Origin of the sequence: Ensifer soli (assembly GCF_041928815.1) — a bacterium.
Lineage (GTDB): Bacteria > Pseudomonadota > Alphaproteobacteria > Rhizobiales > Rhizobiaceae > JBHFEI01.
In genome coordinates this window covers 117,686-131,848 of sequence record NZ_JBHFEI010000011.1, presented here as the reverse complement: position 1 = coordinate 131,848, position 14,163 = coordinate 117,686, and the positions used below count along the sequence as shown (strand labels likewise).

Genomic DNA, 14,163 nt, shown 5'->3' with positions numbered 1-14,163 from the left:
ACGATTGCGCCGGCATTCAAGGCCCCTCCGCCTCAGGAAGCGATGTCGATCACGACGCGGCCGCGAATCCGGCCGGCGACAATCTCCTCGGCAAGCTCCGCGATGCGGCTCAGCGGCTCCGTGCGGGTCATGCGGGCGAGAAGGCCCCGGTCGAGGCTCTCGTCGAGCATCGCCCAGGCGGCATCGCGCTTGTCGTGGCGCGCCATCACCGAATCGATGCCGAGGAGGGCGACGCCGCGCAGGATGTGCGGCATGACGGTGGCCGGCAGGTCGGCGCCGCCGGCAAGGCCGCAGGCGGCGACCGCGCCGTCGCGCACCGTCTGGGCGAGCACGTTGGCAAGCGTCGTCGAGCCGACGGAATCGACCGCGCCGGCCCAGCGCTCCTTCTGCAGCGGTCCGCCCTTCTCGGCGAGCGCCGCGCGCGCGACGAAGCCGGTGGCGCCGAGCTCGGCGAGGTAATCATGGGTCTCCGGCCGCCCGGTCGCGGCGGTGACGGTGTAGCCGCGCCGCGCCAGCAGCGCGATCGCGACCGAGCCGACGCCGCCGGCAGCACCCGTGACCAGCACCTCGCCGCCGCCCTTCCCGATCCGGCCCCAGTCCTCCAGCGCCCGGACTGCGAGCGCCGCCGTATAGCCGGCCGTGCCGATCGCCATCGTCTGTTCCAGCGTGAAGCCTTCGGGCCTCCGCGTCAGCCATTCCGGCTTCAGCCGGGCGTAGCGGGCATAGCCGCCCCATTCCGTCTCCGACAGGCCCCAGCCGTTGACGATCACCTCGTCGCCGGGCCGGAAGGCGGGGTCGGCCGATTCGACCACCGTGCCGGCGAGATCGAGGCCGGCGACCATCGGCAGCCGCCGCGCGATCCGGCCCTTTCCGGTGACGGCGAGCCCGTCCTTGTAGTTCACCGTCGAGTATGTCACCTCGACGAGGACGCCATGGTCCGGCAGGTCGGCGAGGGAGAGATCGCGGAAGGCGCCCTTCGCCTTGCCGTCCGCCTCGTCGATCACCATCGCCCTGAAAGTCTCCGCCATGCCGTCTCTCCCGTGCTTTCCTTTTGGGTCGGGACCATCGCATGCGCCGCCGCCGAAATCCATTCCGACGAAAGCCGGTGTCCAACCGGACACCATCCCTTGCCCAAATTTCAGGCAAGTGCTGCGCACGCCGCTTTCCATGGCATGCCCGGAGCGCAGGCCAGACCTGCGCCGACGCCTCTGGCCTGCGGCGTCGCGGCGGGCCATATGAGACTGATCCAGAGCACCGGGCGTTCGCCACGGGCCGAAGGCCTGTCCGTCCGGATGCGAGAGAAAACGGACACTTCTATGTCGACCCTTCACCAGACCGACCGCCAGCACAGCTTCATCGCGCGCCTCTGGGACGCGATGCGCGTCGTGCACATGCGCGACACCCTGTCGCTCCTCGGCGGCCGTCGCTGATCCTTGTTCCCCCGTGATGAAAAAGGCGCCGCGCGGCGCCTTTTTTTTGGGCGCCGCTCACGCCTGAGGAAACGTCACCGAGACGGTCAGCCCCCGCCCGCCCGCCCCGTCGCCGAGCCGCACGCGTCCCTTGAACAGCGCCGCGATCTCCTCGACGATGGCGAGGCCGAGGCCCGCGCCGGGCGTGGCGCCGTCCGCGCCCCGGCGGAAGCGTTCGAGGATCGCGCCGCGGCGCTCCGGCGCGATCCCCGGCCCGTCATCCTCGACTTCCAGCCGCACGCCCTCGTCCGCGGCCACCACCCGCACCGTGACGCTCGCCCCCGCGCCGGCATAGGCGATCGCGTTGCCGATCAGGTTGCCGATGAGTTCGCCGACGAGCAGCGGCTCGGCGCGCACCGCCTGCGTTCCCTCGCCCTCGAAGCCGAGATCGATATCGCGCCCGGCCGCGCGCGGCACGTGGTCGGCGGTGGCGGCCCGCGCCAGCGCGACGAGATCGACGGGCGCGGCCTCCTCCGGCGCCGCATGGGCATCGATGCGCGCGAGCACCAGGAGCTGCGCCAGGATGCGCTCGGCATGGGCGACGGCCTGGTCGCCCTCGCGCGCCGCCGCCCGCGCCTCCTCGAGCGTGGCCGCGCGGGCGGAGAGCGCCAGCTGCGTGCGGATGATGGCGAGCGGCGTGCGCAACTGGTGGCTGGCATTGCCGGTGAAGTTGCGCAGTGCCCCGAGCGCGGCCGCGAGCCGCACCATGAAGGAATTGACCGTCTCCACCAGCCCCTCGACCTCCTCCGGCACCCGCTCCTCGATCGGGTGCAGGTCGGCGGGATTGCGCAGCGCGATCGCGTCGCCCAGCCGTTCCAGCGGTTTCAGCGAATAGGTGACGGCGATCCAGACGATGGTCGCGGCGCCGAGGATCATCATCGCGAGGCGCAGCGCCGAGCGCAGCAGGATCGCGCGGGTCAGCTGCTGGCGCGCGATGGTCGTCTCCGCCACGGTGACGACGAAGGGAACCGAATGGATGCCGGTCGAGGCGGAGCGTTCCAGTGCTGCGACGCGGATCGGCTCGCCGCGGAACGTGTCGTCGCCGAAGACGGCGCCGCGCGGATTGCGGCGCGCGATCGAGGGCAGCGTCTGATAGCCGGTGATGAAGGTGCCGGGCGGCCCGTCAACCCGGTAGAAGACCCGGTCCTGCGCCGCCGAGGTCAGCATCTCCAGCGCCACATAGGGAATGTCGACCTCGAGGGATCCGTCCTCGGCGACGACCACCCGCTCGGCGATCGCCAGTGCCGAGCCGGCGAGCACCCGGTCGGAGACGGTGTTCGCCGTGCCGACCGCCTCGCGATAGGTGTCGATCAGCGCCGCCATGCCGATGACGGCGGTGGCGGCGAGCAGCATCGCCAGGAGGCGCCGGCGCAGCGAATGGGCGGCGCGCCTCACGGTGCGGTGTCCGGCGGCCCGGCCGGCGGCGCCTCGGGGGCCTTGTCGAGATAGTAGCCGATGCCGCGCGCGGTCCTGACCGTCAGCCCGTGCGGCGCCAGCCGCTTCCTCAGCCGCGAGACATATTGCTCGATGGCATTGGCGGAGAGGTCCTCGTCGAAGGCGGTCAGCGACTGCAGGATCGCCTCCTTCGACACGACCTTGCCGGCGCGCATGAACAGGATTTCGAGGAGGCCGACCTCGCGCGCCGGAATGTCGAGCGGCACGCCGCCGGCGAGGAAGCTGCGCGAGACGAGGTCGAGCGTGACGCCGCCATAGGCGACGGTCGAGGCGCGCAGCCCCGCCTGCCGGCGGATCAGCACGCGGATGCGCGCCTCCAGCTCGCCGACGTCGAAGGGCTTGGTCATGTAGTCGTCGGCACCGAGGTCGAGGCCGCGGATGCGCTCCTCCGGCGTGCCCCGCGCCGTCAGGATCAGCACGGCTGCACTCCGCCGCCCGGCCCGCATCGCCTTCAGTACCTCGAGCCCGTCCATGCCCGGCAGCGTCAGGTCGAGGATGACGAGGTCGAAGCGCTCCGTCGCCAGCGCCGCCTCCGCCGAGGGGCCGTCGGCGACCCGGTCGACGGCATAGCCGCTGCCGGCGAGCAGCGTCGCCAGCCCCTCGGCGAGCGCCGCGTTGTCCTCGACCAGAAGGATGCGCATCGGACCTTTCCCGCCTCCCCTCGCCCTTGCTCTTGCCCGCGGCATCGCTCTTGCCCGCGGCCCCCGTCGCGGGGCATGATGGCGCATGCGCCTCGTCCCTCTCTTCTCCCTGATCCTCGCGGCGATGTCCACGCGCCTTCACGCCGAGCCGGTCATCTTTCCGGCGCGGGACGGGACGGGGGACGCCGCCCTCCTCACCGTCTATTCCTCGCTCGACGAACCGCTCGCCCGGCCGATGATCGAGGCCTTCCAGAAGGCCTATCCGGGGATTTCGGTGCGCTACGAGGACATGCTGACCGGCGAGATCTACGATCGCATCGTCCGGGAGACCGATGCGGGCGAGGGCACGGCCGATTTCGCCTTCTCCTCGGCGATGGACCTGCAGGTCAAGCTCGCCAATGACGGCTACGCGCAGGCGAGCGTGCTGCCGATGAGCGCGCGCTGGCCGGCCTGGGCCAACTGGCGCAACACCGCCTATGCGCTGACCTTCGAGCCCGCCGTCTTCGTCTATCACCGGCCGAGCTTCGCCGGAAAGGCGCCGCCTTCCACCCGCGCCGCCTTCGTCGATTACCTGAAGCACGAGGGCGACGCCGTCTACGGCCGCATCGGCACCTACGACATCGAGCGTTCCGGCGTCGGCTTCCTGTTCATGGCGCGCGACCAAGAGCAGTTCGGCGACATCTGGTCGGTGATCCGGGCGATGGGGGCGGCCGGCGTCAAGCTCTATTCGACCAGTTCCGCCATCCTCGAGCGCGTCGCCGACGGGCGCTTCGTCCTCGGCTACAACATCCTCGGCTCCTACGCCGCCGACTGGGCGCGCCGCCACCCGGATGTCGGCATCGTGCTGCCGAAGGACTATACCGTGGTGATGTCACGCATCGGCCTCGTGCCGGAGGCCGCCCGCGCGCCGGAGCTCGGCCGGCTCTACCTCGAATTCTTCATGTCGAAGGAGGGGCAGACGCTGATGGCGCGCGAGCTGCAGATCCCCGCCGTCAATCCCGACGTCGCCGGCGACAACACGGCGCTGACGTTGCAGGACATGCTCGGCGCGCAGCTCCGCCCCGTTCCCGTCAGCCCCGGCCTGATGGTCTATCTCGACCAGGTCAAGCGGGCGCGGCTGATCGCGCGCTGGAACGAGATGCTACGGCTGCAATGAGGCGGGCGCCATCGCAGTCCGTCGGGTTCCCTCTGGAACGGACGGACGCTCTCTTCCCTCTGTCGTGCTTTGCCCTTTCGGGACAGCCGGATTCGGCTTATCCCGACACGCTCAAAACCGGCGCAGGCCCGCCACCTCCGCCTCCGTCAGCGCCCGCGCCGCGCCCTTGCCGAGGTCGCCGAGCGCAAGATCGCCGATCGCGACGCGGATGAGCCGCAGGCAGGCGGTGTCGAGGGCTTCCAGCATGCGGCGGATCTGCCGGTTGCGGCCCTCGGTTAGCACGATCTCCAGCCAGGAATTGCGCCCGCCTTCGCGCAGCATACGGGCGCTCGCGGCGGCGAGCCTCTCGCCGTCATGGACGACGCCGGAGGTCAGCGCGTCGATGAGCGCCGCGTCGGCGATCCGGTCGATCTGCACATGGTAGGTCTTCGCCACATGGGTTCCGGGGTCGAGCAATGCCTGGGCGAACACCGTGTCGTTGGTGAAGAGCAGCAGCCCCTCGCTCGCCCGGTCGAGCCGGCCGACCGGGGAGAGATGGGGGTGGTCGAGGCCGGAGAGGCAGTCATAGACGGTCGGCCGGCCTTCAGGGTCGCTGCGGGTGGTGACGAGGCCGCGCGGCTTGTTCAGCATCAGATAGAGGCGCGCGCTTTCCGCGACCGGCACGCCGTCGACGGCGATCGCCGCCGTTTCGATGTCGACCCAGGTCCCGGTGTTGGTTACGACGCGCCCGTCGAGGCTGACGCGGCCGGCGCGCACCAGCGCCTCGCCCTCGCTCCGCGAGCAATGGCCGAGCTTCGACAGCGCCCGCGCCAGCGTCACGCGTCGTCCGGCCGGCACCGCGTCCCGGCGCGGCCCCCGTCCCGACCGGTCCTTCATCGCCCGTCCCGTCCCACGCCCACGTTCTCCACCCTTGTCCCACGCCTTGCATCGACCGGCACTCACTCGACCGGCCTTGAGTTGACGGCCTTGAGTTGACCGGCGGGGGCCTGCCATTCTAAAGCCGTGGGCGTCAAGCCGGACCATCGTGCCGGCATAGCGCCGGCTGCGGCGGAAAGCGAGGCCCTGTTGAGCGACGACGACATCACCCGCGAGCTTTCGACGCTGCGCGACCACTGGCGCTACGCCGTTTCCCGCTTCAACGCCGCAGGCCTCAGCTACGGTCACGGCACGACGACGGCGGTCGACGACGCCGCCTTCCTTGTCCTCGATTCGCTCGACCTGCCGATCGAAATGCTCGATCCCTTCCTCGACGCGCGCCTGCTGCCCGCGGAGCGCCGGCTGCTCGCCGAGCGGATCGCGGCGCGGGTTTCGACGCGCAAGCCCTCCGCCTATCTGACCGGGCGCTCCTATATCCAGGGCGTGCGCTTCCACGTCGACGAGCGGGTAATCGTGCCGCGGTCCCATATCGGCGAGATCCTCTTTGCCGAATACGGCAATCCCGACGGCCCGTCCTACCTGCCGGACCCGGATGTCGTCGAAAGCGCCGTCGACATCTGCACCGGTTCCGGATGCCTTGCCATCCTTGCGGCGAAGTTCCTGCCCGGCGCCGCGGTCGACGCGGTCGATCTCTCGGCGGATGCGCTGGAGGTGGCGCGCATCAACGTCGCCGCGCATGATGTCGGCGACCAGGTGACGCTGCACCGGGGCGACCTCTTCGCGCCGCTTTCCGGGCGGACCTACGATCTGATCATTACCAATCCGCCTTATGTCGACCACGCGGCGCTTTCCGCCTATCCGCCGGAATACCGCGCCGAGCCGGCGATGGCCCATGACGGCGGGCAGGACGGGCTCGATCTCGTGCGCACGATCCTTGCCGATGCCGCCGCCCATCTCAATCCCGGCGGCGGCATGCTCTGCGAGATCGGCCGCGGCCGCCCGCTGCTGGAGGCGGAGTTCCCGGATCTCGAGTTCCTGTGGATCGAGACCGAGGAGGCGGCCGATTCGGTCTTCTGGATCAGCGCCGAGGCGCTCGGCGTCGAGGGATAGGATCTGCCCGCGCCAGCGTCACGCGCCGGCCGTCGGATAAAGAACGCGAGGGAGAACGCGACCATGACCCAGACCATCGTTTCGACGCGGGAGCGGCCCGATCTGGCGCCGGTGACCGGCACCTGGCGCTGGAAGGCGTTTTTCGAGGGCGGGCCGACCGGGCTCGACGAGATTCTTGCCCGCGACGCCGCCTGCACCCGGGTGACGGAGCGGATGCCCACCGTTCTCGTGCTGCTGGAGGACGGCGCGCCGGTCGCCATGGCCGCGCTCTGCCGCGACGACCTGCCGCAACGCCCGGCGCTGAACCCGTGGCTCGCCGGCGTCTATGTCGACCATCCCCATCGCGGCAAGGGCCATGCCCGCACCATCGTCGCCGCGGTCGAGGCGCTGGCGCGCGATGCCGGCATCGCGGAACTCTTCCTCTATACGCCGGATGCCGAAGGCCTCTATGCCAGGCTCGGCTGGACGGAGCGCGAGACGCTGCCGCGCGGGGCGGAGATCCTGACGGTGATGTCGAAGCGGCTTTGAGCCGGGGACCGCGGGTCGCGCCGCTCGACGTTCGCGCGCCGCTCGCCTAGTGTGCCCGCCATGCCGCCGCGCCCCGCAGAGACGATCGCCCTTCGCATCACCCGCACGCTCGCCGAACGCATCGTCGCGGGCGGCATCGAGCCGGGCGCGAAGCTGCGCCAGGATGCCATCGCCGAGGAATTCGGCACCAGCCACGTCCCGGTGCGCGAGGCGTTCCGCCGGCTGGAGGCGCAAGGCCTCGTCGTCAGCGAGCCGCGCCGCGGCGTGCGCGTCGCCCGCTTCACGCTCGAGGAGGTGAAGGAGGTGGCCGAGATGCGTGCCGCCCTCGAGGTTCTGGCGCTGCGCCATGCCGCGCCGCACCTGACACGGGCGATCCTCGACGCGGCGGAAAACGCCACGCGCGCCGGCGACCGGGCCGGCGATATGCAGGCCTGGGAGGAAGCCAACCGTGCCTTCCACCGGCTGATCCTCGCGCCCTGCGCCATGCCAAGGCTGCTGGCCGCCATCGACGACCTGCATGCGGCAAGCGCACGCTTCCTGCTGACCGGCTGGCGGGCGGAATGGGAAGCCCCGACCGACCGCGACCACCGGGCGATTCTCGCGGCCCTGCGCGCCGGCGATCTCGACACCGCCGTCGCCGTGCTCGCCCGCCATGTGCAATGGATCGGCCACACGCCGCGGCCGGCCGGGGCATCCCGGAGCATGTCCAGCCGAAGCGGGATCGCTTCGGCAGCGGACAGTGCTGGAAAAACAAAAGAATAGACCGTTTCCCGTCGCGCCTCTATCGGATGCGGCGTCCGGACAGCGGGTTAAAAAACGGAGAGACAGGGCATGCCAGGCGACCCGTGTTCGCCGGAAATGTTCTGGCGGGTGTCCCGTGGTCTGCCCTCTCCGCGTTTGCAAGGCATTGCCCGACGCCGACGTAACGCTGCGCCCCGTGGGATGCGCTCCCGCCTTTGGTGGACCGGTGCGGAGGCCGTCTGCCGACATCGGCCCTGCCGTCCGCCCGGCGTGCCGGACGAGCCGGCCGCTCCGCGCGCTGCGAGCCCGGCAACCGATCTCCCCTGCTGTCCATATCCTGCGCCCGGGGACGTTACGGCGCCGTCGTTTCCTGTTTCCGCCGGTGGGTCGACAGCGGGGACCGGGCCTTGCTGCCGAGCCCCCGTACACCGGAAACGCACGGGGCGTGCGCGGCACGGCAACGGGAAGGCTTGCACTTTCCGTCGCGCCGTGGATTCATTAGCGATAGAATCAGAAAATTATCTATAAAATGAGGATCGCATGACCCGTACAACCATCGCTTCCGTCAACAGGCCCTTCATCCCGCTCGACGACAGGTCCCTTGCCGTCAAGGCGGCGGCCGTCATCCTCGGCACCGCCCTGCTTGCCCTGTCGTCCCTGGTCGAGGTGCCGATGGTGCCGGTGCCGGTCACGCTGCAGACGCTCGCCGTCACCCTGATCGGCGCGCTTTATGGCTGGCGGCTCGGCGCGCTCACCGTCGCCGCCTGGCTGGCGGAGGCGGCGGCGGGCCTGCCGGTGCTTGCCGGCGGCGCCGGCGGCCTTGCGCATTTCGCCGGCCCGACCGCGGGCTATCTCTTTGCCTTTCCGCTGGCCGCCGCCCTTGTCGGCTGGCTTGCCGGGCGCGGCTGGAACGGCCGCCGGCCGGTGCTTGCCTTCGTCGCCATGCTCGCCGGCAACGGCGCCTGCCTCGCCTTCGGCGGCGCCTGGCTCGCGGCGCTGATCGGCGCGGAAAAGGCGCTGGCCTTCGGCGTTCTCCCCTTCCTCGTCGGCGCCCTGCTCAAGTCCGCCCTCGGCGCGTGCCTGCTTTCGCTGCTGTCGCGGCGGGTGCGATGACCGTCCGGCTCAGGCCGCACCATCTCCTCTGCCTGCTGACCTACGTCGGCAGGGGCTATGGCGCCGCCTTCGTCGACAACTACGACCGGATCGCTACGCGTCTTTCCGCCGGCGAGGACGTGCTGATCGTCGACGGGCCGGACGACATCTGCGCGCCGCTCCTTTCCGACGCCGACGCCCATTGCCATGGCGCAGGCGTTTTAGGGCGCGACCGTCAGGCGGCCCGCGACACCGGCCGGATCCTCCGGCGCGCGATCCGGCCGGGAACGCGCCTCGTCCTGCCGCCCGACCGCGTCGGGCGCCTGCGCGCCGCCTTTGCCGGGGGCGCGAGCCGCGCGGCCTGCGCCGGCTGCGAATGGAGCGGGCTCTGCGACGCGATCGCCGCCGGCGGCTTTCGCGGTGCCCGCCTCTTCCCGCCCGAGGAGGGCGCGGCGGAGGCCGGTGACGCTCCCGCCGGCCGCTGAACGTCCGTTCCGGCGATCCCGACGGCAAATGTCAGGCAAATGTCAGCTTCGCGTGTTTTCGTGCGCCCATTCGTCGGCCGTGGAGGCGGCCCGGCGATCCAGCCGGGGAGGACGGCCGGACCGGGAGGAGGAGAGGCCGCATGGCCGACGATCCATCCCCCTGCGCCATCGAACTCCCCTGCTCCGTCAGACCTACCGCGCGGCCGGATGCACGGCGCGCGTGCCCCGGAGGATTTCGAACGTGAAGCGCATCTTTCTCTCCCTCGTTGCCGCTGTAAGCCTGGCGCTGCCGGCCGCGGCCGCCGACTACACCATCATCGCGCCGGCCAATCCGGGCGGCGGCTGGGACCAGACCGCCCGCTCGCTCCAGAGCGTCATGCAGCAGGAGGGCATTTCCGGCAATGTCCAGGTGCAGAACGTGCCCGGCGCCGGCGGCACGATTGGCCTTGCCCAGTTCGCCAGCCAGTCGGCCGGCAATCCGAACGCATTGATCGTCGGCGGCTACGTCATGGTCGGCGCCATCCTCACCAACAAGTCGCCCGTCACGCTGAAGGACGTGACCCCGATCGCGCGGCTGACCGGTGAATACGAGGCGATCGTCGTGCCGGCCTCGTCCGAGCTGAAGACGATCGGCGACCTGATCGCCGCGCTCAAGGCCGATCCCGGCGCGGTCTCCTGGGCCGGGGGCTCGGCCGGCGGCACCGACCACATCGCCGTCGGCCTGATCGCCAAGGCGGCCGGCGTCGACCCGACCAAGATCAACTACATCGCCTATTCCGGCGGCGGCGAGGCGCTGGCCGCGATCCTCGGCGCGCAGGTCACCGCCGGCATTTCCGGCTATGGCGAATTCGAGGCCCAGGTTCAGGCCGGCACGCTGCGGCTGCTCGCCGTCACCAGCGCCGAGCGCATGGCGGGCGTCGAGGCGCCGACGCTGAAGGAATCGGGCCTCGACGTCGTCGTCGAGAACTGGCGCATGGTCGCCGCCGCCCCCGGCCTCTCGCCGGAACAGAAGGCCGCCGTTTCCGCCGACATCGAGAAGCTCGCGACGTCGGCCGGCTGGCAGGAAGTGCTGAAGACCAAGGGCTGGCAGGACAGCTATCTCTCCGGCGACGCCTTCGACGCCCAGCTCGACAAGGACATCCAGGCGACCGAAGCCGTCCTCAAGGACATCGGTCTCGTCCAATGAGCGGGCCCCGTCCGTCCGCGCGCCGTCCCGACGGGGCGGCGCTGGCGATCGCCGCGGGGCTCGCCGCGATCGCCGGGCTGATCCTCTACGATCGCGCCCGCCTGCCGGCGATGGCCAATTATTCCGGCCTCGGGCCGGGCAGCGTGCCCTTCGTCATCGCCTGCTGCCTGATCGGGCTCGCCGTCTGGACCGTGATCGCTGCCTTCCGCAATGATTTCCCGGCGCGCGAGCGCCAGGAGATCGGGCCGGTCGTCTGGGTGGTGGCGGGGCTCGCCGGCCAGATGCTGCTCCTGAAGCTCGCCGGCTTCTCGATCGCGACCGGCGTGCTCTTCGCCTGCGCCGCCGCCGGCTTCGGGCGGAAAAGGCTGCTGTTCACCCTGCCCGTCGGCATCGCGCTCTCCTTCGCCATCTGGCTGGTCTTCTCGCAGCTCCTGCAGCTGTCGCTGCCGGCCGGGCCGCTCGAACGGCTGATCGCCGGATGAGCCGCCGTCTCCAGTCCCCGGGTCTCGTCCGATGAACACATTCGATTTCCTGCTGCAGGGCCTGTCGGTGGCGATGCTGCCGATGAACCTGCTCTACGCGCTGATCGGCGTGACGCTCGGCACCGCCGTCGGTGTCCTGCCCGGCATCGGCCCGGCGCTGACGGTGGCGCTGCTTTTGCCCGTCACCTACAAGCTCGATCCGGCGGGCTCGCTGATCATGTTCGCCGGCATCTATTACGGCGGCATGTATGGCGGCTCGACCACCTCGATCCTGCTCAACACGCCGGGCGAGAGCGCCTCGATCGTCACCGCGCTCGAGGGCAACAAGATGGCGCGCGCCGGGCGCGGCGGGCCGGCGCTCGGCACGGCGGCGATCGGCTCCTTCGTCGCCGGCCTGATCGCCACGATCCTGCTCGCCTTCATCGCGCCCTTCGTCGTCAAGGTGGCGCTCATCTTCGGGCCGCGCGAATATTTCGCTTTGATGGTGCTCGCCTTCGTCACCGTCTCCTCGGCCTTCGGCGATTCGACGCTGCGCGGCCTCACCTCGCTGTTCATCGGCCTGACGCTCGCCATCGTCGGCATCGACCAGCTGACCGGCCAGGCGCGCATGAGCTTCGGCGTGCCCGACCTCCTCGACGGCATCGAGGTGACGACGCTCGCCGTCGCCATGTTCGCCATCGGCGAGACGCTCTATATCGCGGCCCAGGGCAAGCAGGCGCCGGAGACGGTCGAGGCGGTCAAGGGCTCGGTCTGGATGACGAAGAAAGACTGGGCGCGCTCGTGGAAGCCGTGGCTGCGCGGCACCGCGATCGGCTTCCCGATCGGCGCGATGCCCGCCGGCGGCGCCGAGATCGGCACGTTCCTCTCCTACGCGGCGGAGAAGCGGCTGACCTCCCACCCGGAGGAGTTCGGCCATGGCGCGATCGAGGGCGTGGCGGGCCCGGAGGCCGCCAACAATGCGTCTGCCGCCGGCACGCTGGTGCCGCTGCTCACCCTCGGCCTGCCGACCACGGCGACGGCGGCAATCATGCTCGCCGGCTTCCAGCAATACGGGCTGCAGCCCGGCCCGCTGCTCTTCGCGACGAATCCCCAGCTCGTCTGGGGCCTGATCGCCTCGCTGCTGATCGCCAATTTCATGCTGCTGGTCTTGAACCTGCCGCTGATCGGCCTCTGGGTGAAGCTTCTGACCATCCCGAAGCCGTGGCTCTATGCCGGCATCCTCGTCTTCGCCACGCTCGGCACGATCGGCGCCAATCCGTCCGTCTTCGAGCTCGGCATGCTGCTCGCCTTCGGGCTCGTCGGCTACGGCATGCGCATCCTCGGCTATCCGATCGCCCCCGTCGTCGTCGGCCTCATCCTCGGGCCACTCGCCGAGCAGCAGCTGCGCCGGGCGCTCGCCATCAGCCAGGGCGATCCGAGCGTGCTCTTCACCTCGCCGGTCGCCGCCGTGCTCCTCCTCGTCGCCGCCGCGGCGCTGATCGTGCCGGCGATCCTCAGGATGCGCGGGCGCGGCGCGGTGCTGTCGCAGCTTGCCGCGAACGAGGACTGAGACGGAGGGGAGACCAGCGGGCGGCCGCGGACCCCGCGCGCCTCTCCCCGCCGCGGGACGCCGGGAGGCTCACGCTTCCCGGCGTTTCCGCCCCGACGCGGCGAGGCGGTCGCTGCGTGCCGCCGTGCGCCATCGCCGAAGCGACGGCCGCGCCGCCTGCCGCAAAGAGGTTGCGTTAAGGTTTTCCTGCCAGATTCGGTGCGCACCGGCATGCTTCCCGCAGGATGGCGGAACGATCGCGGCCTTCCCCCATTGACGGGACGAACCGGCCGCCATGGGAGAGACAGTGACGCGCATTTCCGGCACCGCATCCGCGGCCCTCCTCATCCTGCAGCAGGCCGGCCCGGTGGCGGCCGCCGCGGCTGCCGGATCCGCAGGCGACGATCTCGTCGCGATCGCCAATGGCCGGACGCCGCGGATCGGTGCCAGCACCCAGCCGACGCAGGCGCAGTCGGCGATCTCGGAAAAGATGTTCGGCCTCGACAACGTGAACGTCAACAAGCAGAAGCTCGACCTGATCGACCGCACCGGCAAGGCGCTCGGCGTCAACCAGGACGATTACGCCTCGCGCGACGATTTCGTCGACGCGATGCGCAAGGCCTATGGCCGGCTGCAGCTCGAAGGCGGGCCGCAGGCGGTGATGCAGCTCGAAAAGGAACTCGGCCTCGACAGGCTCGGCGTTTCGCTTGCCGACGTCATCGAAAGCGCCGGAGACCCGGAGAAGAACGACCGGCTGACCCGCGCGCTGGAGGACAAGGCCGAGACGCTGAAACGCGGGAGCGACGAGGATGCCTCATCGCCGATCGGCGTGCCCGACGATATCGGCCTCTACGGTCCTTCGGGCGTCGCGGCACCGCCTCTTCTCCCCTGACGGCGCCGCGCGTCGTTCCCGAGCCTGGCTATTCCGCGGCGATGATGTGCAGCGGCGCCGGCGCGCTCCCCGGTTTTCGCTCGTTGCTCATCAGGTAGATGAGACAGCTCGTCCTGAGCAGCGAGGCGAAGTTCGGCACGCTGCCGTTGATGCCGAGTGCCTCGTCGTGCAGCGTCGACAGGAAACGCGAGGTCGACAGGCCCTGCCCGGCGGCGATCTCGTCGACGAGGTCCCAGAAGGCCGCCTCGATCTGGATGCTGGTCGAATGCCCGCCGATGCGCACCGAGCGGTTGACGGGACGGTAGCGTTCCGGGTCCTGTCCGGCAAAGACTTCACACATGGCATGCTCCTCCTTTTTTGTTGTGCGATCATTATGCTGCCGGTCAAATCGGCGGTCAATTTCTCCGTTGATCGTAGATCCCGCATGATTTTTGTCGAAGGACCGGGTGAAACGACAAATTTTCGCCTGCGGTAACCGGCTGCTACCCGCATCGCCGGCTTTGGCGGCACAGTTTGCGCAGA

15 protein-coding genes are annotated in these 14,163 nt (G+C 70.3%); 10 read left to right on the top strand and 5 right to left on the bottom strand.

Annotated elements, in window-relative coordinates; translation table 11 throughout:
- Window positions 1-32: 32 nt before the first annotated feature.
- The 3 genes from ACEVQ6_RS17305 to ACEVQ6_RS17295 form a co-directional block, all read right to left on the bottom strand.
- On the bottom strand, window positions 33-1,028 hold the full coding sequence (locus tag ACEVQ6_RS17305) for an MDR family oxidoreductase (RefSeq protein WP_374890282.1): 996 nt from the start codon (window positions 1,026-1,028) through the stop codon (window positions 33-35).
- A 459-nt stretch (window positions 1,029-1,487) separates the two neighbouring features.
- Window positions 1,488-2,822 (bottom strand): sensor histidine kinase, encoded by a 1,335-nt coding sequence (locus ACEVQ6_RS17300; RefSeq protein WP_374890340.1) that lies wholly within the window; start codon window positions 2,820-2,822, stop codon window positions 1,488-1,490.
- Between the two features lie 38 nt (window positions 2,823-2,860).
- Window positions 2,861-3,565 carry a response regulator transcription factor gene (locus ACEVQ6_RS17295; RefSeq protein WP_374890281.1) on the bottom strand — a complete coding sequence of 235 codons (705 nt, stop codon included), beginning with the start codon at window positions 3,563-3,565 and terminating at the stop codon, window positions 2,861-2,863.
- 85 nt (window positions 3,566-3,650) lie between these two features.
- Here ACEVQ6_RS17295 and ACEVQ6_RS17290 point away from each other — a divergent pair, with 85 nt between their 5' ends.
- Window positions 3,651-4,721, top strand: a complete 1,071-nt coding sequence (locus ACEVQ6_RS17290) for an ABC transporter substrate-binding protein (RefSeq protein WP_374890280.1) — start codon at window positions 3,651-3,653, stop codon at window positions 4,719-4,721.
- 111 nt (window positions 4,722-4,832) lie between these two features.
- Here ACEVQ6_RS17290 and ACEVQ6_RS17285 read toward each other — a convergent pair whose 3' ends face one another.
- Entirely contained in the window at window positions 4,833-5,597 is a 765-nt protein-coding gene (locus tag ACEVQ6_RS17285) for a pseudouridine synthase (RefSeq protein WP_374890279.1), read from the bottom strand.
- A 189-nt stretch (window positions 5,598-5,786) separates the two neighbouring features.
- On the opposite strand from ACEVQ6_RS17285, the gene prmB reads away from it, so the two are divergent.
- From prmB to ACEVQ6_RS17240, 9 genes are all read left to right on the top strand, one after another.
- Window positions 5,787-6,707, top strand: coding sequence for a 50S ribosomal protein L3 N(5)-glutamine methyltransferase (gene prmB, locus ACEVQ6_RS17280; protein WP_374890278.1), 921 nt, complete (start codon window positions 5,787-5,789; stop codon window positions 6,705-6,707).
- Window positions 6,708-6,770: 63 nt separating this feature from the next.
- Window positions 6,771-7,235, top strand: a complete 465-nt coding sequence (locus ACEVQ6_RS17275) for a GNAT family N-acetyltransferase (RefSeq protein WP_374890277.1) — start codon at window positions 6,771-6,773, stop codon at window positions 7,233-7,235.
- A gap of 60 nt (window positions 7,236-7,295) precedes the next feature.
- Window positions 7,296-7,997 carry a GntR family transcriptional regulator gene (locus ACEVQ6_RS17270; RefSeq protein ID WP_374890276.1) on the top strand — a complete coding sequence of 234 codons (702 nt, stop codon included), beginning with the start codon at window positions 7,296-7,298 and terminating at the stop codon, window positions 7,995-7,997.
- Window positions 7,998-8,516: 519 nt separating this feature from the next.
- Window positions 8,517-9,089 carry a biotin transporter BioY gene (locus ACEVQ6_RS17265; protein ID WP_374890275.1) on the top strand — a complete coding sequence of 191 codons (573 nt, stop codon included), beginning with the start codon at window positions 8,517-8,519 and terminating at the stop codon, window positions 9,087-9,089.
- Window positions 9,086-9,553: a DUF1284 domain-containing protein gene (locus tag ACEVQ6_RS17260; protein ID WP_374890274.1), complete on the top strand. Its 468-nt coding sequence runs from the start codon at window positions 9,086-9,088 to the stop codon at window positions 9,551-9,553. The genes ACEVQ6_RS17265 and ACEVQ6_RS17260 overlap by 4 nt, the downstream gene beginning before the upstream one ends.
- Window positions 9,554-9,794: 241 nt before the next feature.
- Window positions 9,795-10,739, top strand: coding sequence for a Bug family tripartite tricarboxylate transporter substrate binding protein (locus ACEVQ6_RS17255; RefSeq protein ID WP_374890273.1), 945 nt, complete (start codon window positions 9,795-9,797; stop codon window positions 10,737-10,739).
- A complete protein-coding gene (locus tag ACEVQ6_RS17250) occupies window positions 10,736-11,221 on the top strand; it encodes a tripartite tricarboxylate transporter TctB family protein (protein WP_374890272.1) in 486 nt (161 codons plus the stop codon). Before ACEVQ6_RS17255 ends, ACEVQ6_RS17250 begins: the two co-directional genes overlap by 4 nt.
- 31 nt (window positions 11,222-11,252) lie before the next feature.
- A complete protein-coding gene (locus ACEVQ6_RS17245) occupies window positions 11,253-12,770 on the top strand; it encodes a tripartite tricarboxylate transporter permease (protein WP_374890271.1) in 1,518 nt (505 codons plus the stop codon).
- A 286-nt stretch (window positions 12,771-13,056) separates the two neighbouring features.
- A complete protein-coding gene (locus ACEVQ6_RS17240; protein WP_374890270.1) occupies window positions 13,057-13,641 on the top strand; it encodes a hypothetical protein in 585 nt (194 codons plus the stop codon).
- A gap of 28 nt (window positions 13,642-13,669) precedes the next feature.
- Here the strand turns inward: ACEVQ6_RS17240 and ACEVQ6_RS17235 are convergent, their stop codons facing one another.
- Window positions 13,670-13,981, bottom strand: a complete 312-nt coding sequence (locus ACEVQ6_RS17235) for a ribbon-helix-helix domain-containing protein (RefSeq protein WP_374890269.1) — start codon at window positions 13,979-13,981, stop codon at window positions 13,670-13,672.
- Between the last annotated feature and the right edge of the window lie 182 nt (window positions 13,982-14,163).

Coding starts and splice junctions, on each gene's coding strand:
- ACEVQ6_RS17305 (WP_374890282.1), bottom strand. CDS start 1,028: ATGGCGGAGACTTTCAGGGCGATGGTGATCGACGAGGCGGACGGCAAG.
- ACEVQ6_RS17300 (WP_374890340.1), bottom strand. CDS start 2,822: ATGCTGCTCGCCGCCACCGCCGTCATCGGCATGGCGGCGCTGATCGAC.
- ACEVQ6_RS17295 (WP_374890281.1), bottom strand. CDS start 3,565: ATGCGCATCCTTCTGGTCGAGGACAACGCGGCGCTCGCCGAGGGGCTG.
- ACEVQ6_RS17290 (WP_374890280.1), top strand. CDS start 3,651: ATGCGCCTCGTCCCTCTCTTCTCCCTGATCCTCGCGGCGATGTCCACG.
- ACEVQ6_RS17285 (WP_374890279.1), bottom strand. CDS start 5,597: ATGAAGGACCGGTCGGGACGGGGGCCGCGCCGGGACGCGGTGCCGGCC.
- ACEVQ6_RS17275 (WP_374890277.1), top strand. CDS start 6,771: ATGACCCAGACCATCGTTTCGACGCGGGAGCGGCCCGATCTGGCGCCG.
- ACEVQ6_RS17270 (WP_374890276.1), top strand. CDS start 7,296: ATGCCGCCGCGCCCCGCAGAGACGATCGCCCTTCGCATCACCCGCACG.
- ACEVQ6_RS17265 (WP_374890275.1), top strand. CDS start 8,517: ATGACCCGTACAACCATCGCTTCCGTCAACAGGCCCTTCATCCCGCTC.
- ACEVQ6_RS17260 (WP_374890274.1), top strand. CDS start 9,086: ATGACCGTCCGGCTCAGGCCGCACCATCTCCTCTGCCTGCTGACCTAC.
- ACEVQ6_RS17250 (WP_374890272.1), top strand. CDS start 10,736: ATGAGCGGGCCCCGTCCGTCCGCGCGCCGTCCCGACGGGGCGGCGCTG.
- ACEVQ6_RS17245 (WP_374890271.1), top strand. CDS start 11,253: ATGAACACATTCGATTTCCTGCTGCAGGGCCTGTCGGTGGCGATGCTG.
- ACEVQ6_RS17235 (WP_374890269.1), bottom strand. CDS start 13,981: ATGTGTGAAGTCTTTGCCGGACAGGACCCGGAACGCTACCGTCCCGTC.